This is a genomic window from Bradyrhizobium sp. AZCC 2262 (genome assembly GCF_036924535.1).
GTDB lineage: Bacteria > Pseudomonadota > Alphaproteobacteria > Rhizobiales > Xanthobacteraceae > Bradyrhizobium.
Window position 1 is genome coordinate 6819708 of record NZ_JAZHRT010000001.1, and the last position, 25152, is coordinate 6844859.

Sequence of the window (25152 nt, forward strand, 5' to 3'; positions counted from 1 at the left end):
GAAGGTGCGCTCATGTGTTGAGGTGGCCGGGAATACGCAAATGTCGGTGCACGACGTCGACGAAGGCCGGATCGCGCCTGGCGGCCCAGACGGCAGCCATGTGACCGATGAACCAGAGGACGAGACCCGCGATCCAGAGCCGCAGTCCCAGACCAAGCGCCGCCGCCAGGGTGCCGTTAACGATCGCGACCGACCGCGGCGCGCCGCCCATCAGGATCGGCTCGGTAAGCGCGCGGTGAACAGGCACGACAAAACCTGCGACGGATTCATCCATCAGATCACCACGCCGCCGCCGAAGGAGAAGAATGACAGGAAGAAGCTCGAGGCGGCAAACGCGATCGACAGACCAAACACGATCTGAATCAGCCTACGGAAACCACCAGATGAATCTCCAAACGCAAGCGTCAGCCCGGTCACGACGATAATGATGACGGCGATAATTTTGGCGACGGGCCCTTCAACCGATTGCAGAATCTGGTTGAGCGGCTGCTCCCACGGCATGTTCGAGCCGGCTGCCCAGGCTGGAACGGCGGTCAGAATGACCGTGCCGGAAGCTGCCAACGAAGCGAGTTTCCGAAGAAGGCGATATTGCGGATGCATGTCAGTCTCCTGTTGGTGAAAGGCTGTAGTCGCCGGCGGCTCCGAGTCCCGTGACGAGGGCGAGTTCGGCGAGCCGGCGGTCAACGCCGCGTCCCGTCAGCACGGCGACAACGTTGATGGTTTCGGCGATCAGTGCGCGCGGGACCGTGATGACGGCTTCCTGGATGAGTTGCTCGAGCCGCCGCAGCGCACCGAGCGCTGTACCGGCATGGATGGTCCCGATGCCGCCGGGATGACCTGTGCCCCACGCCTTGAGCAGATCGAGAGCTTCAGCGCCACGAACCTCGCCAATCGGAATGCGATCAGGACGCAGCCGCAGGGAGGATCGGACCAGGTCCGATAGCGTGGCGACACCATCCTTTGTCCGCAGCGCTACGAGGTTCGGTGCCGTGCACTGAAGCTCGCGCGTGTCTTCGATCAGAACGACCCGATCGGAACTCTTTGCCACCTCGGCCAAAAGTGCATTCGTCAACGTCGTCTTGCCGCTCGATGTCCCGCCGGCGACGAGGATGTTCTTCCGCGCGGCGACCGCGTTCTTCAGGACGCTGGCCTGCTCCGAGGTCATGATCGCTTTGGCGACGTAGTCGTCGAGCGTAAATACGGCGACCGCAGGCTTGCGGATGGCAAAAGCCGGTGCGGCAACGACGGGCGGCAAGAGGCCTTCGAAGCGCTCCCCGGTTCCAGGCAATTCGGCCGAAACCCGTGGCGCGCCGGCATGCACCTCGGCGCCTACGTGATGCGCTACCAGGCGAACGATGCGCTCACCATCAGCTGCGGACAGGATTTCGCCGGTATCGATCAGGCCATTTGACAACCGGTCGATCCACAGCCGGCCATCCGGGTTGAGCATCACCTCGATGATCGTTTCATCTTCGAGGTAGCCGGAAATCGCCGGACCGAGCGCGCTGCGCAGCATTCTCGCGCCGCGTGAACTCGCTTCCGATTGAATGGAATTGATTGCCACCGTCGTCCCCACCCGATGAGAACGCTCAAGAAGGCGCCCTCAGATGGGAACGAATAGAAAAGGCACCGGATGACTTATCGCAACAAGCCTTTGCCGTGGATCGTAGGCCAGCGTAGAAAAGGAAGTGCTTGCGGAGGTTCGTTCAATCAAGCATCGCTGCCCGGCTCAATACGCACGAAATCGTCCGGAATTTCGCGCAGGAAATTCTGTCCCTTCTGCAAGCGGCGGCCGAGCGCTTCCACAAATCCGTCAAAGCGCTCCCTGCCCTTGATCTGCGCCGCCGTCTGCGCGTCATTTGGCAATGGTGGCGTGATCGTTAGCCAGAAACGAATGAAGAGAGCCAGGGTCTCCGCGGTCAAACCTACGTCGCGCTCAAGCCTCTGCATCTGGCGCGACAGCCGGTCCAGGCGACGAGCAAACGCTGCCTCCCGCCTGTCCGCACCGTCCGGCGAGAGAAAGGACGCAACCGCGGCTTCCACGATCGCCGACCGGGAAAGGTTCTTGCGATCGGCCAGATCCGAGATCTGTTTAAGGAGTTCGGGCGGAAAATAGACGTTCATTCTGTCGCGCATAGTGCCTCAAAGCTCCATGCCGTCATCCGGATCCATGGCGACCTGGCGCGCAACGCCGCGCATTTGCTGGCGCATTAGCCTGGACTGCCGGATCGCGTCCTCGTCATCGTCAAGAACAGCGGCAAATTCTTCTGCAGGCGTCGGTTCGGCCGTCTCCTTGACGATCGCAACGTGATCAGGCAGTTCGGGCTCACGACGAAGGCCGCTGTTTGCAGTGTCTTCCCCTGCCTGCTCGACCCTGTCAGTTGCAGACGGCGCCGGCTTGGGCGCTCCAAGCGTCGACCATCCGTCTGTTCGCAGTGATCGGCCGGAAACCCCGGGATCTGGCGGCGGCAATACCCGCTCGATAAACCGCTGATCCTCAAAATAGCGCACCTTCTTCGCCCGGACCGGAGGTGTCCCTGCCACCATGACGATCTCATCTCGCGGTGGGAGCTGCATGACCTCACCGGGGGTCAGGAGCGGCCGTGCGGTCTCCTGCCGCGAGACCATGAGGTGCCCCAGCCAGGGATTCAGCCGGTGCCCAGCATAGTTCTTCATCGCCCGCATCTCGGTGGCCGTGCCCAGTGCGTCTGAGACCCGCTTTGCGGTCCGCTCGTCGTTGGTCGCGAAGCTGACGCGGACGTGGCAATTATCGAGAACCGCGTTGTTGGGCCCGTAGGCTTTCTCGATCTGATTCAGCGATTGTGCGATCAGGAAGCTCTTAATTCCATAGCCCGCCATGAAGGCGAGTGCAGACTCAAAGAAATCGAGACGCCCGAGTGCCGGGAACTCATCAAGCATCATGAGAACCCGGTGCCGGCGATCGCTAGCGTGCAAGTCTTCGGTCAGGCGGCGGCCGATCTGATTCAGCACCAGGCGGATCAACGGCTTGGTCCTCGAAATATCGGAGGGCGGTACCACTAAGTAGAGTGACGTCGGCCTGTCATCGGCAATCAGGTCGGCTATACGCCAATCGCACTGGCGGGTTACTCGCGCCACGACGGGATCACGGTAAAGTCCGAGGAACGACATCGCCGTGGACAGGACGCCGGATCGTTCATTCTCCGACTTGTTGAGCAACTCGCGCGCGGTGGAGGCGACCACGGGATGGGCGCCTTCTCCGCCGAGGTGCGGCGTAGTCATCATCGCTTTCAACGTGGCCTCGATCGGCCGCTTCGGGTCCGATAGGAACGCCGCGACGCCGGCCAAGGTCTTATCAGCCTCGGCATAGAGAACGTGGAGGATCGCGCCCACCAGAAGCGAATGACTGGTCTTTTCCCAATGGTTCCGCTTGTCGAGTGAGCCTTCGGGATCAACCAGGACGTCGGCCACATTCTGGACGTCTCGCACCTCCCACTCCCCGCGCCGGACCTCGAGCAGCGGATTATAGGCTGAGGACTTTGGATTGGTCGGGTCGAACAACAGGACGCGCCCATGACAGGAGCGGAAACCGGCAGTCAATTGCCAGTTCTCGCCCTTGATGTCGTGAACGATGGCCGAGCCAGGCCATGTCAGCAGCGACGGGACAACCAAGCCGACACCCTTGCCGGACCTGGTGGGAGCAAAGCACAACACGTGTTCCGGCCCGTCGTGGCGCAGATAGTCATCGTCGAGCTTGCCCAGCACCACGCCGTCTGGGCCGAGAAGACCGGCGGCTCTCACCTCTTCCGGACCGGCCCAGCGCGCCGAACCATAGGTCTCGACATTCTTGGCCTCGCGGGCCCGCCAGACCGACATGCCGATCGCCGCCGCTATCGAAACAAAAGTTCCCGATGCCGCAATGAAGGCACCCTCGACAAAGACCTGAGGCGCATACGCGTCATAGACAAACCACCACCAGAAAAAGATCGGCGGGTAGTAGAATTTCCAACCCCACAGCTCGAACCATGGGCGGCCAAGCTCCGGCTGGAAAGCAAGCCGCCAGGCGGTCCACTCCGTTGCTCCCCAGATCGCGAGCAAAACGATCAGGCCGACAACGATGACCTGTCCCCAGAGGATTTTGGTCCCGGACATCCGAACACCCTCGCGCTATTGAAGTTGACCAACCAAATCTAGAGGCCCAAGTCGCGCTTGCGGCCAAAGCCCCATTCGATGCCACCGCCTTCTTTCGCGACACCGGTGACGTGCTGGCCGAACTTCTTCTCGAGCTCGCGCGACCATGGCACGAGCTGGAAGCCGAGCCCGTTGTCGATCATGGCAAAACGCCCCGACGCCAGCGGCAGCCGCTGGCGATAAGTGCCTGCCACATGTTCCCCCGAAGCCGCACGCACGTGAGGCAAGCCAGTCTCGGCTGAAACCCTTGCTCCTACCTCGTCCAGCTCGCGGCGGCGCAACGTATTCAACAGGTCGCGCTGCAGGATGGTGCGTCGCCCTTGCCGGCGCGCCAGACCTTCCTGAACCAGATGCTCGGCACGCGCTTCCATCGCGTCGCGGGTCTCACGGCCGAATCCTCCCATGGCGAGCGGCATCGGGTCCCGTTCGACCAGCCGATGGTCGAGCCAGGTCGCGCCTTTCGCGGTGATCTGCTCTCCCAGATCAAGATCGGAACGGGGTGCGAGCACCACGGTCGGTTGCGCATCGCCGCTTTGACCGAAGCGCCGGACTTCGACGATGCCACCCGCCGGCGGAGCATGTTCAAAGGCCTCGATGCCGCGGAACCGGACGTGATGCGCGCGTCCGTCTGTTCCGTCGATTACGGCATAGGCCTCGCCGGTCAGTTCGTCGTGCAGTCCTCGATCAACCAGCCGTCCCACGATCTGGGATGCTGGCGGCCCACCCTCGATCACGTAATCGGAAATGCCACGTTCTTCTCCACGCCCGGTGAAGGCGCGGTGCATAGTCTTGATGATGTCGCCGCGCATCCCGAGATCGCGCAAGCTACGCTCGGCCTCCAGCCCGACCATCCACTCCCCAGGCGCTGCTGACGCCGCAAGACCCATCTTATCCAGGTGCTGGAGGCGGCCAACCATCAGGCGCCGGATCTCGGGATCGGAGCAGCCGGGACTCTCAGGACGAAGATCAATGTAGCCGGTTTCGTCGGCCGCCAATCGGATCTCGCGATCAAGCCGCGTCCATCGCTCCGCCGTGACCTCCCTTTCCAGCGAATTGCGGATCTCATGCTCCGGCTTCGGACCCAGTTCAATCGCGACCAATTCCTCAGCGCGTGAGCGCAAGCCCCGACTGATATAGTCCCGGGAGATCACGAGATCGGCGCCTTCCTCATCGACTCCCCGAACGAGAAAATGGATGTGTGGGTTGTTGGTATTCCAATGATCAACAGCTACCCAATCGAGACGCGAGCCAAGGTCGATCTCCATTTGCCGGGCGAGATCGCGAGCGAAGGCCTTGAGGTCTGTCATCTCGCCGGCATCCTCGGGCGAGATGATGAACCGGAAATGATGGCGATCGTCCTGACACCGTTCCGCGAAAGCCGCGCCGTCGGCGCGGTCGCTGCCGGCGTCGAACATCTCGGCTCTCTCACCGCTCCGGGTGACGCCTTCGCGCTTCAAGTACGAAAGATGGGCCGCAAGCGGCGCCGAGCGGAATGCTCGTCCCTTGTGGCGAACAATGCGCGCCTTCACCACAGCTCGCCGCGTCGGGCTGAACAATCTGCTGCGGCTAAACGCGAGCCTGCCGCGGCCAAACGTCGAACGCCCGTAGGCCCTGGCTCGCTTGCCAGCCGCAGCCTGACCAGAGGTATGGCCAGCTTTCTTCGCGGCACGTAGCACCTGGTTGATGAAGCTCTTCGGCTTGGGTGCGCGGGTGCTGCGAATACGCCCGGGTCGAATACGCAGATCGCTGTCGCCAACGGCCATGGTCAACCCTCAAACGGCGCACGAACGCCCACAGTGCCGAAAATGTCCTTGATTGCATTGTTCAAACTGCAAGGCGCGGCACGCGCCCCGACCGGCCGGCACGCCAGAACCCAAGCCATGCCAATGGCTTGCGGTTCGACCGGCGAGCCTCTTTTATCTCGCCGTCCTACTCTCGTGCTCTTGGTCGCCCGGTCGATGATGCCCAGGGTCCAACTGCCGAGCCAACAGACTCTCGGTCCTCGCGGCGGTTTGCGACAAAATGCAGTTCGGGTCATTGCAGTAGATCCTTCAAAGGCGCCTGCCCAAACACGCCGGCTGGTGGCCGATTCATTGCGAAAGAGACGCCGCGACTTGGCAGTTGACTTGCGAAGCCCATACTGTGTGCGAGCGTTTGCGATAGCGATCGTTACCCGAAGGGCCGAGACACCCGCAGGGTGGCTCGGTGAGGAGCGAAGCGACGAGTAGAGCGCGGGCCGAAGGCATCGCCCGTGTGCCATCAGCGCCAATGTGTGCATGTTTTCGCATTCACTCATCGCAGACCTCCCGCAGCGGCCCTCGCGACGAACAAACCTGTCGCCTGCGGAACAACGGCCGAGATGTCGTGAATGGTCGCCGCGGTCCGAGCCTGGCTCGGCGGGCTCCCGGACTGCAGCCCGGAAGCGGTCCTTGATCCCTCAGACCGCACCACGAAGAGCTCTCCAGCAGATGGCCGCAGATTCGCAACTGAGCTGGTAGCGACGATGTCACTACCGATAACTGGCTCGAGCTTCTGCACATAGATCTGGGTTTCAGCTGGCAATGGACGCCCAGCGAGATGCTGTTCGTAACGTGCAGGTCCCGCGTTGTAGGCTGCAAGGAAGCCCGGCGAGCCGTAACGATCATGCAGTTCGCGAAGGTGGGCGGTACCTGCAAGAATGTTGTCACGGGGATCGTATGGATCATTGCCGAGATCGTGCCGCAGACGCAGCTCTGGCCAGGTCTCCGGCATGATCTGCATCAGCCCCATCGCGCCCTTTGGTGACCTGGCGTTCACGTCCCCTGCGCTTTCAGCGCCCATCACCGCGCGTATCCAGCGCACCGGAACACCAAACCGAAACGACGCTTCCTCGACGAAATCCGGAAACGCAACGCCAGTTCGAATATTCGCTGCACGCTCCGCGAGGCGCGTCTCGGCTACAGCAGGAGCGCCGCTCACGATCAGCGCAACGACAAACGGAACGACAACGCGCAGGCTCCTCTCGAAGAAATGCAAGTGTGCCGCCGCGTTCGCGCCTATCCAGGGTAAAGCCGCTTCGCGGAGGCCTCTCGCCCGCCCTAGATCGCCGCTGCGCGCGACCGTTGCGTAATTGCCGGTTGGGGCGGAGGACATGACGCCGAACAGAGGAATGGCAGATGAGGTACCCAAAATGCGCACGCTCAATCCTCCCAGGTCCAGACAGGAAGAGCACGACCAATGACGGACGATGCCGGCAAGAACCCGAAATAGCGGCCGTCCAGCGAGCTCGCGGACTGCCAGTTCATGACAAAGAGTTCGCCCTCACCGACGACACGACAACCCTCCCATTTCGGGAGCGGCCGGCCACGGCTGTCGCGATCCCGGGCCTCGCCCATTTCGATCGCGTCTACGGAAAGACTGAGCCCGCTTCTGCAAACGGTCTGCCCGGGAAGCGCCAGCACACGTTTGAGCATCGGCAACCCGGCCGGCAGATAGCCGTTCAGATCGAGGAAGGTCGCAAGCGGCTCCGGCGGCTGAACGGCAACGAGTTCGGTAACGAACAAGTTGTCCAACGGCTGCAGACGATAGAGCCCGACCGGCACACTCTCGGAAGCATTCCAGACATAGACCGGTGCGATCTCCGAAATCACTGGGACGATGAGAGCCGCGGCACCCCCGAACATCGCCGCCAGCGTTCTAAGTCTGCTGATCATCGCATGATCCTCTGCCGATGCAGCCACGCCTGATGGCGTCCTTTCGTGTAAGGGCGAGGGTTCTCGTTGACGGACAGCCGGTTGTGAACGTGATGCCAATAGTCCGGTGCTGCGTCTGCCGGATTGATATCCAGCGCTTCGACGGCATCGATCAACTGCAGCGCCCGTTCGACCTTCGGCCATCCGGATAGGCGCAAAAGGATCTCACCGCCTGGCTTCACATAGGGCACGGTCGTGCACCGCTGCCCGGGCGCGACTGCACGAAGTATGTCCATCCGCGAAACCGCGGTTCCGAAGTCGTTCGACGTCCAGCGAACGAACGCGAAGATGCTGCCCGGCGTAAATGACAGCAGCCGCCGGCGCCGATCGAGGATCTTCTCCGCGACGGCACGTCCGAACCGAATGCGGTTCTCGATACGCTTCTCAAGCCAAAGGATCTCGACTTCGGTGAGGTCGTTCATGAGACGCTCCGAGCCTGAGAGATTATCCGATGGGCTGGCCAGTGCGCGCTTGCGACGGCGCATCGTCGCCGTCCTTGACCGTGAGGTGGGGTAGACCACGCTGATAGGTGCAGGTCGTTGTCGCCGGCTGCGCGAACGGCGTGGTCCGTTAGAAGAAATCCGAAGGATTTCTGGTTAGTAAAGTTACGACGGCGGGAAAGCGCTGCGGGACAAGGACTTAAGTTCGATTTCGGTCCCCGATAGCACGAGGATCCGGTCCTCGATGGCACGAGTGTTACGGTCCCCGATAGCACGAGCTGATTCACAGGCTGTCCCCCGAGTTAGGAATAAGCCCGCGGCGCCGAAGTCTCGCGGTGAACGGATCAACGGGCGCCTGTACGAAGTTCAGGCGCTCGGCGCCATTTGTGTCACGCGTGAGCACCAGCTGGTAGCCGGGCAATGTCTGCCGCTGGACGATCTGGCGCACGTCATACGCAAAATGCTTGAGTGGCGAGAGGCTGCCGGACTTGGCGTGGAGGTGAACAAGGTCAAAGCTCCAGCCGCCCTCCTGGCGGCCGCCGTGCTTGCGCACGAGCCGGTAAAGCCAGCGCTCGAGACCACCCGTGAGATCGAAATACGCGCGATCAATGGTGAGCACGAGCGCGTCATCGATCACACCGGCATAGAACCAATCGGGCAAGATCAGTTCGATACCGAACGGGCGTCCGCTTGCGTCAGCGGTCTCCTTCCATTCGTTGATCCAGGAGAACCGGCGCCGCCGCCGTTCTGCAGGCTGACGGATTGAAGTCAGCACCGTCGTTGACTGCAACCTGTCAAGACCCGCCTTGAGCCGATCGTAGTCGCGTGCGCTGGTGCCGCGGCCGACGAACGTCAGAATTTCGTACGGCGTTGCAGCCATCAAGCGCGACGTTTTCAGGCCCGCGTCCCGCGCTTCGACGATCTGCGACGCGGCCCAGATCAGGACATCTGCATCCCAGATGGTCGCCATTCCGTGTTCCGGCACGGCCTCGACACGAATGGAGATCACACCAGCGCGGAAGTCGATCGGAACGACTCGCTTCGTCTTTGCGAGCGAAAAGAACGGATACGCCATCAGATCCTGCGCATCGCGAGGCGCGAGATCGCCGGGCAGCGCCCGGAACAGTTCGAGTTGATCGCGTTCGGACCGAAATTTTCGCCGCATCGCTACTTCCTTATCTAGCGATCAGCGGCGTTCTTGGCCTGCATAGGGGCGCAGGTTCGGATGCTTCTTGGCCGGCAGTACGGTCCCCTTGCCGGGATCCGACGTCGATGTCTTGGCGCCGAGATCAGCCCAAGCTTTCAGATCGTCCGGCGCGTAGACGACGCGCCCACCGATCTTCCGGTAAGTCGGCCCGGTGCCGTAGGTACGATGCTTTTCCAGCGTCCGGCCGGAAAGGCCGAGAAATCGCGCAGCTTCCGGCGTGCGCAGGTATCGCGGCGGAAGGCCGGTGTTCGGATCGGACATTCGAAAGGCTCCGTGACCATCTGGAGCGCCAGCGCGAGCGGCGGCGCGACGACGGTCACCATCGCGGAGAGGGCCCGCGAAGAGGGATGCCGATGATCGGGGGACATTTTTTCGATACCCCCAAATGAGGGTGTTATTTGACCTTACGCTTCGGACGCAGCAATTCCCGGTAGCCGCCGCGCATCAACGCGAGGCCGCTTTGCACGAGGCGAATGGTTCGATTGCGGAGATCGTGCGTTTTCCAGGCGTGATCCGGAATGCGCTTCTTGCCGAAGAGCCCTTCGGCGATCGCGCGATAAGTGCTGCCGGTGGCCCGAGCATCGAGCGCGCGAATGGCGACGCTTAGCCGTTCGCGCCGCGGTCTGGATAGCTCATGAAAGGCAGGCCCTGGCGTGCGCCCATTCACTGCGCGCCATAGCCGCCGGGCGGCGTACGCACGCGCATCGAAATCGCCGTCAAACGGCAATTCCGTTGCATAGGTTGCACCGATAGCGGGTGGTTCTGTAAGCCAGACGCGATGCTCCACCCCTCCAACACGAAGGATGACGTGCCACCCATCGGACGCGCGTCGCACTTGACCTGCAGCGAGATCCAGCAGCGGTCGAACCGCCTTAGAGCCGTGTGCAGAGGACGGGGTCGGCACGACTGGAACGACAGACGGCAGAACCTCCGGTGCCCAGAAGATGGTCTGTTCGCCGGACGACCCGCGCGGGTCATGAGCGAAAGCAGATACCCCACCTCCTCCTGAATTCCGGCGTTACTTGTCCGTCCGGACTGCTGGCGATCATCGCCTGGTAGTCGCGTTGATAGTCAGCATTGCGACGAAGACATTCCCAGGCAATGTCGGTGATGTCAGCTTCTTGTAGGCTCTTGTAAGACTCCGGCGACCGCCAATCGAATGCAGGCATTGTTCCCATCCCTTTCGCATAGCTAACGAGGATTGCGGAGCAATAATTCTGAACGATTTGGTTGTGGGAAGGCCCCAGTTCGGCACCACGTGGTGCCCCGGAGTAACCACCAATCTGCCGGAAAACATTTGTGTCTGAACGGTGATACCGTGCGCAAATTCTTCTAGTTCGAACGCGCACCACGCACGAGACGTCCCTGCTCGGTAACCCATTTAGCGCGTCGAAGATGAGTCAAGTATGCGTTGCGTGCGCGATCAGGCTCGCGCTCTGGATCAACATGCAAAACTATTCGCGCGACTTCCTGCCAGTCAGCCCCCTCGCTCTCGGCCTGCAAAAGGCGTGTGTACGTCGCGACATGCTGCTCGTCATAGAGCGTCAGCACCGTATCGTCCGGAGCGCTATCAATGACATCTGGGTCTAGTGGTGGCTTTTGCATTGTATCCGTTTCGCGAAGGCAAGGAAGTCTACGCCATAGTTTGGCCGCAAACTAGCCCGGTGAGCCGATTGGCAATTCTGTATCTGATTTCGCTCCGATACAGACGATTGCCTCGGCCGACGGCGCCGGCGGCATCCCTTGAAAAATAGCATGCTCTGCAGCGAATAGGAACGATCGTTCCTAGAACGATCGTTCCGGTTCAGTTCCCATGTCGCTATGGATCTCAAGGAGATCATGGCCGTGAATCTGCGTCGGAAACGCCACGATCTACAAATGACGCAAGAGGAGTTGGCTGAGCGCGCGGGTTTAAGCACGCGTTACGTCGGCGCCATCGAGCGCGGCGACGTCTCGGCGAGTGTCACAGTGCTCGGACAGATTGCCGAGGCTTTGGGCGCGGAGCCGGGAGACTTGCTCAAGCGAACTGGGCGGGGGAGCAAATCGTAGACTGCTTCGAGCTGGCCAGTGGGCGCCCCGCTCCGATGAGCGGGGCGCTGCACTCGGCTCGGGTCAGTCACCGTTGGGCTTGCGGCTGCGGGACCAGATAAGGGTGAAGGTCTCGGCGTCTTCGTCGTCGAAGAGGTTGGCGTAGATCGGGGCGTTGAAGCTCGGATCGTCGAGCTTGACCGAGAGGTAATCGCGGCCCTCGTTGGAGCGCTTCGACCAAGCGGCCCCGATCTCTGCGCGGCCGACGTAGACCCGGTGGCTCGGAGCGTTCTCGTTGGTCCTGTCAGTCTCGGGGACGATGCGGACGCCCTTGGTCTGGAGGCTCAGGGTGACGATCTCGCCTTGGAATTCCTGGCCGGACTTCTTGAATGAACCGATGTTAGCCATGTCACTTCTCCTTGCTGTTTCCGAGCCCGCGACCACCGCGGCCTCGATGGCGATCTGAAAGCCGAAGGCGATCGACGCCGCACCCGTTGGGCCGAAGCGCAGCGGAGGATGGCGGCGGTGAGACTTTCTTGCCTCGCGAGGAATGGGCGGAGCCCAGGGGAAGAAAGTCTCACCGCCGCCATTGCGGTTCAGGCGATCGAGGCGCAGCCGGCCTTCGGCCAGATCAAGCCAATGAGAGGCGAGGTGATCGCGTGCGCTGAACAGCATCCTGGAGACGTGCCAGCGAACGATCGGAACAAACAAGAAACCCCGCATTCCCAGCGAAGGAAAAGGAAACCAGGCGTGCAGAAAGGCGGCCCGTGTCCTCGAACAGACAGAACCAGCGTGCCCGACAGCAAACCGCGGGATCCAGTCTGCCGATAAGATCACCCAGCTCAATCGAAGCGCTTCAGTGAGGGCCGCGATTATCTCTCGGCTAAGCCAAATAATCCTCGCTTCATCGCTCCGATCTATGCTGACCGACAGAGGAAAAACACGCGCCGTCACATTCCCGTGGTCGTCGTCAGCTCATTCGGTGGCTGAATTGGGCTGAGTGCAGTGCCCGGCCAAGGGTCGTTACGCATCGACACACTCGCCCATGCGGCGCCCCCGACAGCGATGGCACCAAGGATGGCGAACGATTCTCGCAACGATTCCGAGGGAACGCCAAGGTGTGCAAAGGCAAGTGTCACACCATAGCCGGCGCGTGCTGCCGGAACCGCGAATAGTAGGCCAATCACTAGGCGGACGACCCGAGAGCGTGCGATCGAGAAGGCGAACCGCCCGACCTCGAACGTGAAACCGGCCGCAACGAAGCCAACAACGATGGCACCGAACGGCCCTGTTCCGGCATGAAATGAATAGGTCCCCACGGCCACGCCGACGAAGAAGGATAATGCGTGGGTTGCAAGCGCGAACAGTGCCCAGCAGAAAATACCGAGCCCGACGATGTTGAGAAGAACGCCTATGATGAGCATGGTGGTAGTCCCCGCCACAAAGGTTACAAGGGTCGCGCCTTCCACCACCACCACCACCACGGCGCGTCCAAGTAATAACTGATCCCGCCCGTATATGGAATCCCTTCTGATGGAGTTTCAGGCATGAAAATGAAACGCAGGAACGCAGCCCGGATCACTGTCGCGATGGAGACCGACATTGCACTGTCACGTTGACGGATAGCCGTGGCCGGCCTTCGAAACGATAATCAGGAAGGCCGGCTTTTCGATCGTGGTTAGCTAAGCGGCAAGCTTGATCAACCCTAGCTGCTGCAGCGCGGTGACGCCGTCGTCGAGCCCGATCTCCTCAGTGATCTTGCCGTCTTTGAGCTTCAGAACAGTCGTACCGGTAAATCGCATTTTTCGACCGGTGTTCGCAGGCAAGGAGCCGACCAGGAAATCGCTGAATGCGGGACCAGTGTGCGTCCCGCCACCTTCCCAACGGCCGACCACATAATCGCCCTCCGCGATGAGATCGGCTGCGCCCCAGAAGTTGAGATCGGGAAAGGCCCGACGGAAATCCGTCATGAAAGCCTTGATGTCCTCGCGTCCTCGACGCGGTTCATGCAGCGAATACTGAAGCAGCATATCCGGCGCGGCGAGTTCATCGACGATTCCGAGATCGCACGTCTCACCCCAGAAGTTGGTGAACCAGCGGCCGACGATGGCTTTGTTTTCATCTTGCCTCGACATCTTGTCTCCTCTTTGTTTCGTCGCCTCAACCGACGACCGGATCAATCGATGCGAAACTCTGGAGCATAGATGTTCAGTCAGCCACCCGATTTCCGACCTCTTCGCAAGATGGCAGGAGCCACAGTTCTTAGCGACCGGAGAAAACAACCTTACAGTTGCGCAAGCGAGTTTAGCGCGTAGCGAGAGGGCGAGAGGCGGCGCTTACGCGCCACCCTTGCCGAATTTCCAAACGGGAATGCCAAGCTTCCGTGCCTTGTCGGCCAAGTTCTCCTGAATGCCGGTGCCGGGAAAGACGATGACGCCGATCGGCAGTACGTCCAGCATCTGATCGTTGCGCTTGAACGGCGCTGCCTTGGCATGTTTGGTCCAATCGGGTTTGAAGGCGATCTGTGGAACTTTGCGGCTGTCGGCCCAGCAGGCCGCGATACGCTCGGCGCCCTTCGGTGAACCGCCGTGCAAGAGAACCATGTCCGGATGCTTGGCATGAACCTGATCGAGCTTGTCCCAGATCAGGTGATGATCGTTGCAGTCCAGGCCGCCGGTGAAGGCGATCTTCGGCCCGGCAGGCAGCAGCACTTCAGTTTCGGCCCGGCGCTTGGCGGCAAGGAAGTCGCGACTGTCGATGACAGCCGAGGTCAAGGTACGGTGGTTCACCATCGAACCGCCGCGTGGATGCCAGTGCGATCCAACGTGCTGTGCAAAGCGTTCGGCTGCCTGGTCGCGAAAATATTCCATGCTGTTGCGCCGCTCGATCAGCGTCATGCCCTCGGCAGTGAGACGCTCTAGCTCGACCGAACGGATTTCGGAGCCATCCTGGTCGCGTTGGCTGCGCTTCTGCGCCTGTTCGTTGTCGTCGAGCTCGCGCTCGATGCGCTCGTTAGCGCGGTGGAAGAGATTGACGGTCGACCAGAGCAGGTCCTCGAGGTCGGGTTCGAGGCGAGTGTCGCTCAAGCTCGCGATGAGAGCGTCAAAGATGTCGGCGACGGCCGCAGCGACGACACGGCCTTCGGGTAGCGGCCTCGGGTCAGGTTCGCCCTGGAAGGGCCGGTAGCCGTGAAGTTGAAGCTCGGTGAGGACGTGATCGGTCGGGGATTTAGCGTACGGCGTTTCGATGTCGGTCTCGTTGTGTTCGATCATCATGGCGGCTTTCCTTCGTCGGATTGGTCGCGCTCATCGCGGCCTTCGTGGCGACGAAAGGCGGCGGGCGGACCGGACCTGCACCGCCAAGCGCAGCGACGGCGGCCGTAGCGCAGCGGAGGATGGCGTGAGCCGGCTATTTTGCTTCGCGATGTAAAGCGTCGCCTTGGCGACGCGACGGAAAATAGCCGGGCGGACGCCATTGCGTGGCCGGACCGCTTGCCGCAGGGTCGCCCTCTCAAGAAGGCCGTGAGCGCGGCCCTCTTCGACAGCAGGAGAAGCCTTGGGAATCGTCGGCGTACCGTCAGAGCGGAGTAAGAGCTTCGCACCCTATTCCGGTCGAAACCTCGGCAATCAGGAATCGGGCCACGTCCTCACGGGCAAGTTGAATGCGCAATGCCGCACGCAGTGCGTTAATGTCGAAACTCCGCAAATCCTCGTTGAAGTCGCCACACAGCGGTGACAGCACCATCGCCTCGATTCCGGCCGACTGCGCTCTGTCGAATAGTTCTGCCACCGCGCCATCGCCCGCCCGATCGTCGTCACGAACGATGTAGAGTCGACCCAGCGTTGCCGGAAACAGAATGGCTGCGAGATGCGCGGCCGATAGTGCTGCGACCATCGGCATGGTGGGCATGACGCAGCGGAGCGACAGCATGGTCTCGATGCCCTCGCCGGCAGCCATGACATCGCTTGCCGGATTAAAACGGACCGCGTGCCCGAGAAGATGACCCATCGCGCGGCGTGGCGTATCGACAGGCGCCTTGTCGCGCCCGGACGGGTCGAGCCAGGTGCGGTGCGCGCCGGTGATGTGCCCCTGAAGATCGGTGACAGCCGCAATCATGGCCGGCCAGATTTCCGTTGGAGCGTCTGCCTCTGGACGATAGTAGCAGCGTGGATGGAACCGGAGACTGCCAATGCCTTGCAACTCGGTGATGCCACGTTGACGCAGATAGGTTTCCACGACCGTGCCGGCGATCCGGTCTGACATGGCAAAGAGCCGCCGTGACGATTCCGACGAACCGGTCGGCGCTCGTGACATAAGCGGCCGATGGTCCGACCGGGGTTCGGTTCGCGTCAGGCTGAGGAAACGGCGTGCCTCCTCAATGACATCGCGGAAGCAGACCAGACCGCAACTTTCCCTGATAACGTCGAGCAGGTCGCCGTGTTCGCCGGTTGCCGCATCTGTCCATTTGCCCGCCGGGCGGCCACCGATATCCCGGCCTTTCAGGCGGACGAACATCGAACGACCCGCCGTGTTCCTGACATCGCCGACCTGCCAGTAATTGCCGACGCGACGGCCGTTGGAGAGATAGTGACGGCACACCGCCTCGGCCTCCCGCGCGAGGCGATTTGCCAGCTCTGCTGCATCGCGCGGCATGTCAAGCCACCGCGCGGTCGGCGATGCGCGCAATTGGATAGCGTTCCAGAACCTTGGCGAGGATCGCCGGACCGGTTGCGTCGACTGGGACGAAGAAACGGAGCTTCCACGAAATGATCTCGCCGAACACGCCGTAAGCCCGCAGCCGATCCCGCATCGTGTCGGTGAAACCGGTTAATTCGATCCGGTTCGCACCCATCACGCGGACGCGCCTGACCTGGAGACCCTCGGCGAGATCGAGCACGGTCTTGCCATCGATCAACGCAGTGAAGGCGGCGTCGGGGGAAAGATTCGACGTTCCGGTTTCCAGCGCACTGGCGACCCACGCGGGTGAGACCTTGCGGCCGATGATGCGCTCGCCAGCGTCGGTCTGCAGCCGATAGACCCTGGTCGACTCGTTGGGCAGACGCTTCCAGATCGGCAACAGTAAACCCGCGACGATGTGGATCTCGCTGTCCGTGAACTCCGGAACCTCAGCGACTTCGGCCTCCCAGGCACGGGCGAAAGTGGCGCGGTCGACCTCCCGCCAGTGCGTCTGCGGCATCATAGCCAACGGTATATTGGGATGTTCCATTGGGCGGATGAGGCGGACCCGGCGTTCGACTTCGCCGTCGTCGAGCATCAGACTGCGGGCCGGGACTTGCACGGCGGCGCGGCCCGACTGGCTGTTGATCAGAAGAACCCCGCGGGGGTCGGAGAGGCGCTTCAACGCCTCATCGAGCGTGACCGGCCGGTTACGTTCGCGCTGGGTGATGGTCAGCAGGCGCGTCTCCGCAGAGGTGCCGGGATGGGTGTAAATTGTCCGCCGGCCTGCGACGACGAAGCTCTCGGCCGTCAACGTCTCCAGTCCGACATCATAGGTGCCGGACGCGATTGCGCCCTCGATCCGCGCGGTCAGCAACTGCTCGAACGCCGTAAACAGGATGTTCTGGAGATCGATAGTCAGCGCCAACAGCCTGTTGAGGAAGGTAGTGATTGGCGGCAACTCGTCCTTGATGCCGTTGTCATCGGTGAGCTTCAACCCGGTCGCGTCCTCGAACGTTTGAAGCGCACAATCCCTGACCTTGCCAGTGACGAGCAGCAGATAGAGCTGGCGCAGGGCGTCGCGCGCGTAGTGACTTTCGAGATTGTCTTCGGGGCGGAACAGGCCTTGCCCGCCGGTCTGACGCTGTCCCTTGGTGATGGCGCCCAACGTGTCGAGACGCCGTGCGATGGTCGAGAGGAAGCGTTTCTCGGCCTTCACATTCGTGGCGATGGGGCGGAACAGCGGCGGCTGCGCCTGGTTGGTGCGGTTGGTCCGGCCCAATCCCTGGATAGCGGCGTCGGCCTTCCATCCGGCCTCCAACAGATAATGTGTGCGCAAGCGCCGGTTCTTCGCAGATAGCTCCGCGTGATAGGAACGCCCGGTACCGCCGGCGTCGGAGAAGACGAGGATGCGCTTGACATCATCCATGAATGCCTGGGTCTCGCCGAGGTTGGCGGAGCCGGCGCGGTTCTCGACGACGAGGCGGTCGACGCCATCAGATCCGGTCATGCGAATGATGCGCCGCGAGCGCCCTGTGACTTCCGCCACCGTGTCGGTGCGGAAGCGCTGCACGATTTGGTCGAGCGCACCATGAACCGGCGTTAATGACGCCAACTTCTCGATCAAGAGGTCACGACGCGCGACGGCGTCCCGGCATTGCACTGGCTGGCCATCTCGGAAGGCTGGTCGCGACGACAGGTTACCCTCGCTATCGGTAAAGGGTTCGTAGAGTTGGGTCGGAAAGCTGTGCGCCAGATAATCCAGCACATATTCGCGCGGGGTAATGTCGACCTGGACGTCGCCCCATTCCTCGGTCGGGATTTCGGCAAGCCGGCGTTCCATCAATGCCTCGCCAGTCGAGACGATCTGGATCACTGCGGCATGGCCGTCGCTCAGGTCTCGCTCGACTGATGCGATCAGCGACGGCGTCTTCATCGCCGTGATGAGATGATTGAAGAAGCGCTGTTTCGCCGATTCGAACGCTGATCTGGCGGCGGACTTGGCCTGCGCGTTCAGCGTGCCGGTCGCGCCGGTGATGTTCGCAGCCTGCATGGCTGCGGCGAGATTGTTATGAATGATCGTAAAAGCGCCGGCATAGCTGTCATAGATGCGGATTTGCTCACCAGTTAGCTGGTGCTCGATCAGCTCATACTCGATGCCTTCGTAGGACAGCGAACGCGCCGCATAGAGACCGAGCGCCTTGAGGTCGCGCGCCAGCACCTCCATCGCCGCGACGCCGCCCGCCTCGATGGCCTCGACGAACTCGCTACGCGTCGCGAATGGAAAGTCCTCGCCGCCCCACAGCCCGAGGCGCTGAGCATAAGCGAGGTTATGAACCGTGGTGGCGCCGGTCGCCGAGACATACACGATGCGCGCGTTCGGCAGCGCATGCTGAAGCCGAAGCCCTGCACGGCCTTGCTGCGACGCGGCCTGGTCGCCGCGTTCACCCTTGCCGCCTGCGGCATTCTGCATCGCGTGAGACTCGTCGAAGATGATGACACCGTCGAAGTCGGCGCCCAACCATTCCACGATCTGTTTGACCCGCGACACCTTCTCGTCGCGCGTGTCGGATCGCAGCGTGGCGTAGGTGGTGAAAAGGACGCCCTGCTCCAGACGGATCGGCGAGCCCTGGCGGAAGCGCGACAACGGCGTGACCAGCAGGCGTTCCATGCCGAGCGCCGACCAGTCACGCTGGGCGTCCTCGATCAGCTTATCGGACTTGCTGATCCAGACCGCGCGGCGGCGGCCCTTCAGCCAGTTGTCGAGCAGGATGCCGGCGACCTGGCGGCCCTTTCCCGCGCCGGTACCGTCTCCCAAAAACCAGCCACGCCGGAATTGCACGGCATTGTCCGCATCGTCGCGCGCCGCGCAGACGAGGTCATAAGTCTCGTCGACCGTCCACGATCCCGCCCGGAACTGAGAGTGGGCCTCACCCGCATAAATGACGGACTCAAGCTGCGCGTCGGACAGCAAACCGTTGATGATGACATGAGTCGGAAGGTGCGGCCGATAGGACGGGACCGGCGGCGCCACCGACGCCATGGCGGCTGATTGGACCAGCTTGGTGGGATGTGGCTGAGAGCCGGGAATACGGATCGATTGAAGTGCATATTCTTCGTAGAGCGCCTCGGTGATCCGACCACCTTCGGCCGGTATCCAAGCAACGGTCTCGTAGGCAAGTTCAGCCCCTGCCGGATCCGCTGTGGGAGCCGCGATGCTGGACGGTCGCATCGTATAGGCGCGGACGGTTTTGGGAATGCCCGGACGAGCGATTGACGAAGCGGCGACCGCCATCGCGATCGGCAGTCGTGCCGGAACGTACTCCGTGACCCATCCCAGCAGCGTGGCAACGTCCGGCGCCACGCCAAGAAGCGACAGGAATGTCGTCGCATCGTCCGCCGGCGACCGGTCGATCACGGTCAGTCGCGTCTCAATGGTGGTGCCGTGCTTAGCGAAGACCCCACCAGCAATGGCTGCGCTGAAGACGACGCGGCCGCGTTCCTGCAACCGGATGAAGGCATCGCGCCAAACCGGATTGTCCGGGGAACAACTCGCCCCGGTGATTGCGACCAGCCGGCCGCCTTCGGGGAGCCGCGCCAAGGCCGACGCGATATGCCACAAGGCAGTGTCGGCGATGCGGCGATCGACGTTGGCAACGGCCGAGAATGGCGGGTTCATCAGAACGACGCTCGGCGTGATGGCGGTGTCGAGATGATCGTCGATATGCGCGGCGTCGAAGCGCGTGACGGCGATGCCGGGAAAGAGAAGTGAAAGAAGTCCAGCGCGGGTTTCGGCGAACTCGTTGAGAACGAGCGAAGCACCAGACAGCTCGGCCAGGACGGCGAGCAAGCCCGTGCCAGCCGAAGGCTCCAGCACAACATCCGCCGGCATGATCGCGGCCGCGATGCTCGCCGCGAAACCAAGCGCGATGGGCGTGCTAAACTGCTGAAGCGCCTCGCTCTCTTCCGAACGGCGGGTGTGGGTAGGAAGAAGGCCGGCGATCTTTGCCAGCATGGGCAGCATCGCGGCAGGTGAATCGGCACGCGCGCGCATGGCCGGGCCAAACTTGCGAAGGAACAGGACGGCGGCTGCCTCACAGGCGTCATAGGCCGTCTTCCAGTTCCATCCCCCACCGGCGTCGGAGGCGCCAAAGGCGTTTTCCATCGCTGTGCGTAAGATCGGCGCATCGACGCACTGACCGCGCTCTAGATGGAGAAGGAGTTGTCGCGCAGCGCTGGCGATCGCGCCGGCCTTGTTCAGAGAAGTGGGCGTAACGGGAAGCGGCGCCGCAACGGCGGCCACTGAAGCGGGAATGATCTTCATGGGGGGGAGCCTCAGAGAGCGGGGGAAGGATCGAGCCGCATGGCGCTCTCTCGACCGCGCCGGCTCAAACCCATCCCGGCCCGCCTCTCCCTCTTCCCGACCCGCTGGTTGACCGCCAAGAAGATGGGGGCTGAGCTGCTCTGCACGGAGGAAGGGAGGGAAACAGCGCTTTCGTCTCGTGACTCTGCGCGCTATCTTTCTGCCCATCGAGAATCGCAACGAAGTGACGAGATGAACGACCAGAAGCTCAAACGACGCGTCATCACGCCAGCCGAACGAGAGGCGCTGAGAGTATTCGGGCAGGTCAAGACCGAGAAAGCCGTAAGCGAGCATGAAAAGGCACAAAAGGCGTTTCACGAAAATCGCGAACGCTTGAAAACGTTGCGATTGGCGCGGGAAGCCGCCGAAAAGGCAAAAGGAACATGACGCCTACGCTTTTTCCTTCGATCTTTACGATCGAGATCGGCGGCATCCCAACGGTGACGTTCGAAGCAAAGAGCCTCCGTGAAGCGAGTGAGATCTGCAACGCGCCGTGGCTGGGTGAAGATTTGGCGTCAGCACATTCCGATGGCGCACCGTTGTGGGATGGCAAAGCTCCGCTTAGAGCACGCATGGGCTACGCCGACGAGATCGCAACATTCGACGATGCTTCCAAAGATGCTCAACCGTCCGATGGAATGTTGATGGTCTATCTCGTCGAATTGGACGACAATGACAGCGCGGAGAATTTCGAACCCAGTCCATTCACGCAACAGCGCTGAGAAGCGATGGCGAGAGATTCGTGCGAGCCGGCTTAGGGACGATTTTGGAGGTCCCTCGAAAGAAAAGCCCGGCACGGAATGCCGGGCTTGGGACGGACCGAGGATAAGAAGGTGTGGGTTGGCCGAAGCCCCCACACCTGGGAGATTATTCTGCTGCAATGATGTGTGGCCGTTCGTCGTCAGTGTCGGCTTCGTCCTCGCCGGCCGCGAGAAACTCCGGTAACGCCTCGGGATCTGCAGCGGGCGCTCCTACCGCGCCCACCTCATCGAGACGAAGTGGTTCAGGTAACCATCCGGTCCCCTCGAGCAGTCTCTCGGCCTCCCGCGCCATGTCGCCTTTCTTGAGGTGGTCGATGAGTTGTACCGATTGCTCACCCTTTACCTCGCGCACGGCCTCGAGAATGCGAGGTTTGGTGACCCGGCCGAGATAGTTGTCGACGGTCGGCTTCCAGCCCACTGCTGCCATATCGAGACCGACGGCGCGGGCAAGAACGTTGGCATGATCGAGGCTTCGGCGTATGCCGTTCGCGGAGACGCGGCCCTCATTGTAGCGGTTGGCGGGCTCGTAGAGTGCATTGACCGCGGATGACGCACAATGCGCGAACAACGCGGCCTGCTCTTTCCCGTCGAACGTCGTGAGCACGTTCCACAGATCAGCTTCGTCCTTGGGCAGGCGGGCTTTCCATCCGTCATTGCGCCCGTCGATAGCTTCCGCTGATGCACTCTCCTTCAGGCCGGGCGCTTGAGCAGGGAATGTCGGGGTCCGGATCGCGATCTCCAGGCAGCCGCTCGACGGTGAGAATCGGTAGAAGGTCGCCAATACGAAATTGTACAGTACCGCCTGGAAGGCGACGGCCGGATCGTTGGCCAGCGCATTGCGCAAGGCCAGTGTGCGATGTGCGGTCAGCTCGATGATGAGCCGATCCGGCAGCGGCTTGACCGTGTCGTCGTCGTTCTCCTCGACGGGTTCGGTTGGCGCACCGCCGACAGAGATGACCGCGCGTTGGACCACACCATTGGTCGTATGCCGGTCATCGTTGGTCTCTCCGTCGCCGTGTACTTCGCTTTCGGGACCGACGACGCTGGGCGCCTCATCTTCCGGCCGCACGTAGCCACGGGCGATCGCCAGCAAACCCTCGGCATTGATGCTGACGAAGACGCCGGCGCGGGGGATCTCGGCCGGATCGTAGATAAGTGATCGAGATTCCAGGACGGACTGCGCCGCCTCGATTTCTCCGAGGCGCTGATCAATCTCGTCGGGCAGTTCGTCGGCGTCCTGGTAATCCTGCTCGATCTTGGCGTGCTCGGCGCTGAGGGCGTCAAGCGTCGCCCGCTCCTCCTCAGTCAGATCAGTCGGTTCGCCCTCAAGCTCGCGCAACCCGCTAGTGTGACCGTAGGGGAAATCGACGGCCACCGCGATCCACTTCCAGCCTTCGGCCGCGATCGTCTCGGCCTCGGCTTTCAGCTTCTCGGTAGCGAGACGATCGAGCAGCGGCACATCCTGCAACCAGCCGCCATCGTCGTGTGCGAACAAATCCCGTAGGACGGTACCGCCGGCCTGCTCGTAGATATCTAGCCCGACGAACTGGGCGCGACGGTCGGAAGCGCGCACGGTGTTCTCCGTCAGCATCCGCCGGATCTGATATGGCTCGTCGTTGCCGGATCTGCTGACATTGTCCCAGGCCTGCTCCTGACGCGCCTGGTCGACCGTGACCGAGAAGGCCATCAACTGTTCGAGCGTAATGCAATCGTCGGCATAGACGTCGTGCAGCTTCGGCGACACGGACGCCAGACGGAGGCGCTGCTTGACGATCGCCGGCGAGACGAAGTGCCGCGCGGCGATATCCTCTTCACTCATGCCACCGTCACGCAGCAGCTTGAACGCGCGGAACTGATCGAGCGGATGCAGGCCGACCCGCTCGTCGTTCTCGGCAAGGGAATCGTCCTCGGCGATACCACCATCCCTGATAACGCAGGGGACAGGTTGCGTCTTCGCCATACGCTTCTGCTTGACCAGCAGTTCGAGCGCGCGGTAGCGGCGGCCACCGGCGGGCACCTCGAACATGCCGGTCTCCTGGCCGTCGGCCTCGACGACCGCACGGACGCTCAAGCTTTGCAGGAGTGTGCGCTGAGCGATGCTCTCCGCCAGTTGCTCGATCGAGACGCCGGCCTTTACGCGGCGGACGTTGGACTGGCTCAAGATCAGCTTGTTGAAGGGAATATCGCGGGAGGGACTGAGTTTGATTTTCTGAACGGCGCTTGCCATGTCGGATGCTCCACGACGGGCGGCCGAAAGACTCTCTCTCGACCTCCTACCCGTCACAGGCAAGCCGGCGCGCCTCTCACTCTCTGACGCGCAGCACCAACTGAAGGCGGACACTGAAACGACGTGCGGATGCATCACGCGGCCTCCTCGTTGCCCTCAACGACGGAATCGATCGCGGGCGGCAGAAAGGCGAGCAGGAAATCGGCTGCCTTCGATGCCGCGCTCGCGGCGCGCACCACAGCGCGATTATCCTCGCGCAGAACCTCCAGCCAAAAACCGATGTAGTCGGCGTGGCGCACGGTCGGCACGATACCAAGCGAGGCACAAACGAAGGCACCCGCCATTTCGGCGACCAGCTCTTCGCGCGCGTATGATTTTGAGCCGAACGAACCCGAGTGGTCGCGGTTGAGGCGGGACGCCTGGCCGGTCCAATGACCGAGTTCATGAAAAGCGGTCCGGTGCCAATTGATCGGCTCGAAATAGGCCGCCGGTGGCGGCACCTGTACGAAATCGTTCGACGTGTTGTAGTAGGCGCGTGCACCCCCGATGCGGAAATCCGCGCCAGTGGCGGCGATCAACGCCTCGGCTCGGGGCTCAATCAGATCTGGCGGCGGCGGGACGACCGAGGCAGCGACCCCCTCGGGCAAGCCATCGCACTGGTCCGCGTTGAAGACGGTAAAACGCTTGAGAAACGGGATGGCACCCGGCTCTTCACCGGCCTCCGCGGCGCGCCGACGTTCGTCGTCCGGGATGAAGCGATCGGCATAGACGACGGTTGTTCCCCGTTCGCCCTTCCTGACATGGCCGCCAAGCCCCAGCGCCTGGCGAAATGTGAGCCAGCTCTGTCCAGAAAAACCGTGCTCGTAGAGGGAACCCCATAGTATCAGTACATTAATCCCGGAATATCCGCGCTGCGTGACAGCGTTGCGCGGCATGGCGAGCGGCGCCTTGATCGCCGCCGTCCCCCATGGCTGCACCCACGGGATACGGCCGGCCTCCAGCTCGGCGATGATCTTGTCGGTGATTTCGGTGTAAAGGCTCGCGCGGTCGTTGCCGGCACGAACTCGGGCGGTATGTCCAGACATCGCGGTTCTCCGCGACGGGCACCGGAAGCCTCTCCTCCGATCTTCAACCCGTCGCGGCAGACCGGCCCGCACTCTCACTCTCAGCTACGGTGACGGGGATAACGGACTGCGCATTCGCGCGGCTGTCTTTTTTGGCAGGATAGACACCCTAACGACCCGCGACGCGGGGCTTCGGCGCAGCCGACAAAGCGGTCTCGCGGGGAAGCGACGAAATGCGCCGGGGCGAAGCGCAGTGAAAGAGGCAGCCGCAGGAGCGGTCTCTAATTGCGGGCGTGGTCAACTGTTCTTTACGTCTGGTGCGCCGCCAAGACGGTTAGGCCCACTGCGTATGCGCGCTCCATTTCGCGGCGCGACTCATCGTGCCCTAGGCCACTCTCTTAGGTACTGCGCGCTCGACCGGAGGGGCTTCGATAGATTTTGGGTCAGGACCGGATTGCAACATACCATCATGTCTCGCGAACAA

The 25152-nt window shown here is 62.1% G+C and carries 24 protein-coding genes; 3 read left to right on the forward strand and 21 right to left on the reverse strand.

Going from position 1 to position 25152, the window contains the following annotated elements; translation table 11 throughout:
- Window positions 1-10: 10 nt before the first annotated feature.
- From V1283_RS31990 to V1283_RS32050, 13 genes are all read right to left on the reverse strand, one after another.
- A complete protein-coding gene (locus tag V1283_RS31990) occupies window positions 11-274 on the reverse strand; it encodes a VirB3 family type IV secretion system protein (protein ID WP_334390617.1) in 264 nt (87 codons plus the stop codon).
- On the reverse strand, window positions 274-600 hold the full coding sequence (locus tag V1283_RS31995) for a TrbC/VirB2 family protein (RefSeq protein WP_334390618.1): 327 nt from the start codon (window positions 598-600) through the stop codon (window positions 274-276). Before V1283_RS31995 ends, V1283_RS31990 begins: the two co-directional genes overlap by 1 nt.
- Window position 601: 1 nt before the next feature.
- Window positions 602-1516: a P-type conjugative transfer ATPase TrbB gene (gene trbB, locus V1283_RS32000; RefSeq protein ID WP_334393247.1), complete on the reverse strand. Its 915-nt coding sequence runs from the start codon at window positions 1514-1516 to the stop codon at window positions 602-604.
- 194 nt (window positions 1517-1710) lie between these two features.
- Window positions 1711-2136 (reverse strand): CopG family transcriptional regulator, encoded by a 426-nt coding sequence (locus V1283_RS32005; protein ID WP_334390619.1) that lies wholly within the window; start codon window positions 2134-2136, stop codon window positions 1711-1713.
- A 6-nt stretch (window positions 2137-2142) separates the two neighbouring features.
- Window positions 2143-4131: a conjugal transfer protein TraG gene (locus tag V1283_RS32010; RefSeq protein ID WP_334390620.1), complete on the reverse strand. Its 1989-nt coding sequence runs from the start codon at window positions 4129-4131 to the stop codon at window positions 2143-2145.
- A 38-nt stretch (window positions 4132-4169) separates the two neighbouring features.
- The gene (locus V1283_RS32015; RefSeq protein ID WP_334390621.1) at window positions 4170-5933 is read right to left on the reverse strand and encodes a relaxase/mobilization nuclease domain-containing protein; all 1764 of its coding nucleotides are present in this window, start codon (window positions 5931-5933) and stop codon (window positions 4170-4172) included.
- A gap of 529 nt (window positions 5934-6462) precedes the next feature.
- The gene (locus V1283_RS32020) at window positions 6463-7353 is read right to left on the reverse strand and encodes a lytic transglycosylase domain-containing protein (RefSeq protein WP_442895793.1); all 891 of its coding nucleotides are present in this window, start codon (window positions 7351-7353) and stop codon (window positions 6463-6465) included.
- Window positions 7350-7862 carry a S26 family signal peptidase gene (locus tag V1283_RS32025; protein WP_334390622.1) on the reverse strand — a complete coding sequence of 171 codons (513 nt, stop codon included), beginning with the start codon at window positions 7860-7862 and terminating at the stop codon, window positions 7350-7352. Before V1283_RS32025 ends, V1283_RS32020 begins: the two co-directional genes overlap by 4 nt.
- Window positions 7859-8323 carry a DUF2840 domain-containing protein gene (locus V1283_RS32030; protein WP_334390623.1) on the reverse strand — a complete coding sequence of 155 codons (465 nt, stop codon included), beginning with the start codon at window positions 8321-8323 and terminating at the stop codon, window positions 7859-7861. Before V1283_RS32030 ends, V1283_RS32025 begins: the two co-directional genes overlap by 4 nt.
- A 301-nt stretch (window positions 8324-8624) precedes the next feature.
- Window positions 8625-9506, reverse strand: coding sequence for a replication initiator protein A (locus tag V1283_RS32035; RefSeq protein WP_334390624.1), 882 nt, complete (start codon window positions 9504-9506; stop codon window positions 8625-8627).
- A 21-nt stretch (window positions 9507-9527) separates the two neighbouring features.
- Window positions 9528-9809: a helix-turn-helix transcriptional regulator gene (locus V1283_RS32040; RefSeq protein ID WP_247372720.1), complete on the reverse strand. Its 282-nt coding sequence runs from the start codon at window positions 9807-9809 to the stop codon at window positions 9528-9530.
- 133 nt (window positions 9810-9942) lie between these two features.
- Window positions 9943-10335, reverse strand: coding sequence for a DUF2285 domain-containing protein (locus tag V1283_RS32045; RefSeq protein ID WP_334390625.1), 393 nt, complete (start codon window positions 10333-10335; stop codon window positions 9943-9945).
- 187 nt (window positions 10336-10522) lie between these two features.
- Window positions 10523-10717, reverse strand: a complete 195-nt coding sequence (locus V1283_RS32050; RefSeq protein WP_334390626.1) for a transcriptional regulator domain-containing protein — start codon at window positions 10715-10717, stop codon at window positions 10523-10525.
- 652 nt (window positions 10718-11369) lie between these two features.
- On the opposite strand from V1283_RS32050, the gene V1283_RS32060 reads away from it, so the two are divergent.
- A complete protein-coding gene (locus tag V1283_RS32060; RefSeq protein ID WP_334390628.1) occupies window positions 11370-11597 on the forward strand; it encodes a helix-turn-helix domain-containing protein in 228 nt (75 codons plus the stop codon).
- A gap of 63 nt (window positions 11598-11660) precedes the next feature.
- On the opposite strand, the gene V1283_RS32065 is transcribed toward V1283_RS32060, so the two are convergent.
- The 6 genes from V1283_RS32065 to V1283_RS32090 form a co-directional block, all read right to left on the reverse strand.
- Window positions 11661-11984, reverse strand: coding sequence for a DUF736 domain-containing protein (locus V1283_RS32065; protein WP_247372731.1), 324 nt, complete (start codon window positions 11982-11984; stop codon window positions 11661-11663).
- 542 nt (window positions 11985-12526) lie between these two features.
- The gene (locus V1283_RS32070) at window positions 12527-13060 is read right to left on the reverse strand and encodes a hypothetical protein (RefSeq protein WP_334390629.1); all 534 of its coding nucleotides are present in this window, start codon (window positions 13058-13060) and stop codon (window positions 12527-12529) included.
- A 198-nt stretch (window positions 13061-13258) separates the two neighbouring features.
- Window positions 13259-13711 carry an ester cyclase gene (locus tag V1283_RS32075; protein ID WP_334390630.1) on the reverse strand — a complete coding sequence of 151 codons (453 nt, stop codon included), beginning with the start codon at window positions 13709-13711 and terminating at the stop codon, window positions 13259-13261.
- Between the two features lie 201 nt (window positions 13712-13912).
- Window positions 13913-14848 (reverse strand): DUF2493 domain-containing protein, encoded by a 936-nt coding sequence (locus V1283_RS32080; protein ID WP_442895897.1) that lies wholly within the window; start codon window positions 14846-14848, stop codon window positions 13913-13915.
- Window positions 14849-15152: 304 nt separating this feature from the next.
- A complete protein-coding gene (locus V1283_RS32085) occupies window positions 15153-16229 on the reverse strand; it encodes a DUF7146 domain-containing protein (RefSeq protein ID WP_334390632.1) in 1077 nt (358 codons plus the stop codon).
- A 1-nt stretch (window position 16230) separates the two neighbouring features.
- Window positions 16231-20577 carry a strawberry notch-like NTP hydrolase domain-containing protein gene (locus V1283_RS32090; protein WP_334390633.1) on the reverse strand — a complete coding sequence of 1449 codons (4347 nt, stop codon included), beginning with the start codon at window positions 20575-20577 and terminating at the stop codon, window positions 16231-16233.
- A 39-nt stretch (window positions 20578-20616) separates the two neighbouring features.
- Between V1283_RS32090 and V1283_RS32095 the strand changes: the two genes are divergently transcribed.
- Together V1283_RS32095 and V1283_RS32100 are read left to right on the forward strand one after the other, a co-directional pair.
- Entirely contained in the window at window positions 20617-21003 is a 387-nt protein-coding gene (locus tag V1283_RS32095) for a hypothetical protein (RefSeq protein ID WP_334390634.1), read from the forward strand.
- Window positions 21000-21338: a hypothetical protein gene (locus V1283_RS32100; RefSeq protein WP_334390635.1), complete on the forward strand. Its 339-nt coding sequence runs from the start codon at window positions 21000-21002 to the stop codon at window positions 21336-21338. Before V1283_RS32095 ends, V1283_RS32100 begins: the two co-directional genes overlap by 4 nt.
- 145 nt (window positions 21339-21483) lie before the next feature.
- Here the strand turns inward: V1283_RS32100 and V1283_RS32105 are convergent, their stop codons facing one another.
- Window positions 21484-23604 carry a ParB/RepB/Spo0J family partition protein gene (locus V1283_RS32105; RefSeq protein ID WP_334390636.1) on the reverse strand — a complete coding sequence of 707 codons (2121 nt, stop codon included), beginning with the start codon at window positions 23602-23604 and terminating at the stop codon, window positions 21484-21486.
- A 134-nt stretch (window positions 23605-23738) separates the two neighbouring features.
- Window positions 23739-24689 carry an ArdC family protein gene (locus tag V1283_RS32110; RefSeq protein ID WP_334393251.1) on the reverse strand — a complete coding sequence of 317 codons (951 nt, stop codon included), beginning with the start codon at window positions 24687-24689 and terminating at the stop codon, window positions 23739-23741.
- Window positions 24690-25152: the final 463 nt, after the last annotated feature.

Bases quoted from the DNA above. Each gene is read 5' to 3' on its own strand.
- V1283_RS31990 (WP_334390617.1), bottom strand. From the start codon at position 274: ATGGATGAATCCGTCGCAGGTTTTGTCGTGCCTGTTCACCGCGCGCTT.
- V1283_RS31995 (WP_334390618.1), bottom strand. From the start codon at position 600: ATGCATCCGCAATATCGCCTTCTTCGGAAACTCGCTTCGTTGGCAGCT.
- trbB (WP_334393247.1), bottom strand. From the start codon at position 1,516: ATGCTGCGCAGCGCGCTCGGTCCGGCGATTTCCGGCTACCTCGAAGAT.
- V1283_RS32005 (WP_334390619.1), bottom strand. From the start codon at position 2,136: ATGCGCGACAGAATGAACGTCTATTTTCCGCCCGAACTCCTTAAACAG.
- V1283_RS32010 (WP_334390620.1), bottom strand. From the start codon at position 4,131: ATGTCCGGGACCAAAATCCTCTGGGGACAGGTCATCGTTGTCGGCCTG.
- V1283_RS32015 (WP_334390621.1), bottom strand. From the start codon at position 5,933: ATGGCCGTTGGCGACAGCGATCTGCGTATTCGACCCGGGCGTATTCGC.
- V1283_RS32025 (WP_334390622.1), bottom strand. From the start codon at position 7,862: ATGATCAGCAGACTTAGAACGCTGGCGGCGATGTTCGGGGGTGCCGCG.
- V1283_RS32030 (WP_334390623.1), bottom strand. From the start codon at position 8,323: ATGAACGACCTCACCGAAGTCGAGATCCTTTGGCTTGAGAAGCGTATC.
- V1283_RS32035 (WP_334390624.1), bottom strand. From the start codon at position 9,506: ATGCGGCGAAAATTTCGGTCCGAACGCGATCAACTCGAACTGTTCCGG.
- V1283_RS32040 (WP_247372720.1), bottom strand. From the start codon at position 9,809: ATGTCCGATCCGAACACCGGCCTTCCGCCGCGATACCTGCGCACGCCG.
- V1283_RS32050 (WP_334390626.1), bottom strand. From the start codon at position 10,717: ATGCCTGCATTCGATTGGCGGTCGCCGGAGTCTTACAAGAGCCTACAA.
- V1283_RS32060 (WP_334390628.1), top strand. From the start codon at position 11,370: ATGGATCTCAAGGAGATCATGGCCGTGAATCTGCGTCGGAAACGCCAC.
- V1283_RS32065 (WP_247372731.1), bottom strand. From the start codon at position 11,984: ATGGCTAACATCGGTTCATTCAAGAAGTCCGGCCAGGAATTCCAAGGC.
- V1283_RS32075 (WP_334390630.1), bottom strand. From the start codon at position 13,711: ATGTCGAGGCAAGATGAAAACAAAGCCATCGTCGGCCGCTGGTTCACC.
- V1283_RS32080 (WP_442895897.1), bottom strand. From the start codon at position 14,848: ATGATCGAACACAACGAGACCGACATCGAAACGCCGTACGCTAAATCC.
- V1283_RS32085 (WP_334390632.1), bottom strand. From the start codon at position 16,229: ATGCCGCGCGATGCAGCAGAGCTGGCAAATCGCCTCGCGCGGGAGGCC.
- V1283_RS32090 (WP_334390633.1), bottom strand. From the start codon at position 20,577: ATGAAGATCATTCCCGCTTCAGTGGCCGCCGTTGCGGCGCCGCTTCCC.
- V1283_RS32095 (WP_334390634.1), top strand. From the start codon at position 20,617: ATGGCGCTCTCTCGACCGCGCCGGCTCAAACCCATCCCGGCCCGCCTC.
- V1283_RS32100 (WP_334390635.1), top strand. From the start codon at position 21,000: ATGACGCCTACGCTTTTTCCTTCGATCTTTACGATCGAGATCGGCGGC.
- V1283_RS32105 (WP_334390636.1), bottom strand. From the start codon at position 23,604: ATGGCAAGCGCCGTTCAGAAAATCAAACTCAGTCCCTCCCGCGATATT.
- V1283_RS32110 (WP_334393251.1), bottom strand. From the start codon at position 24,689: ATGTCTGGACATACCGCCCGAGTTCGTGCCGGCAACGACCGCGCGAGC.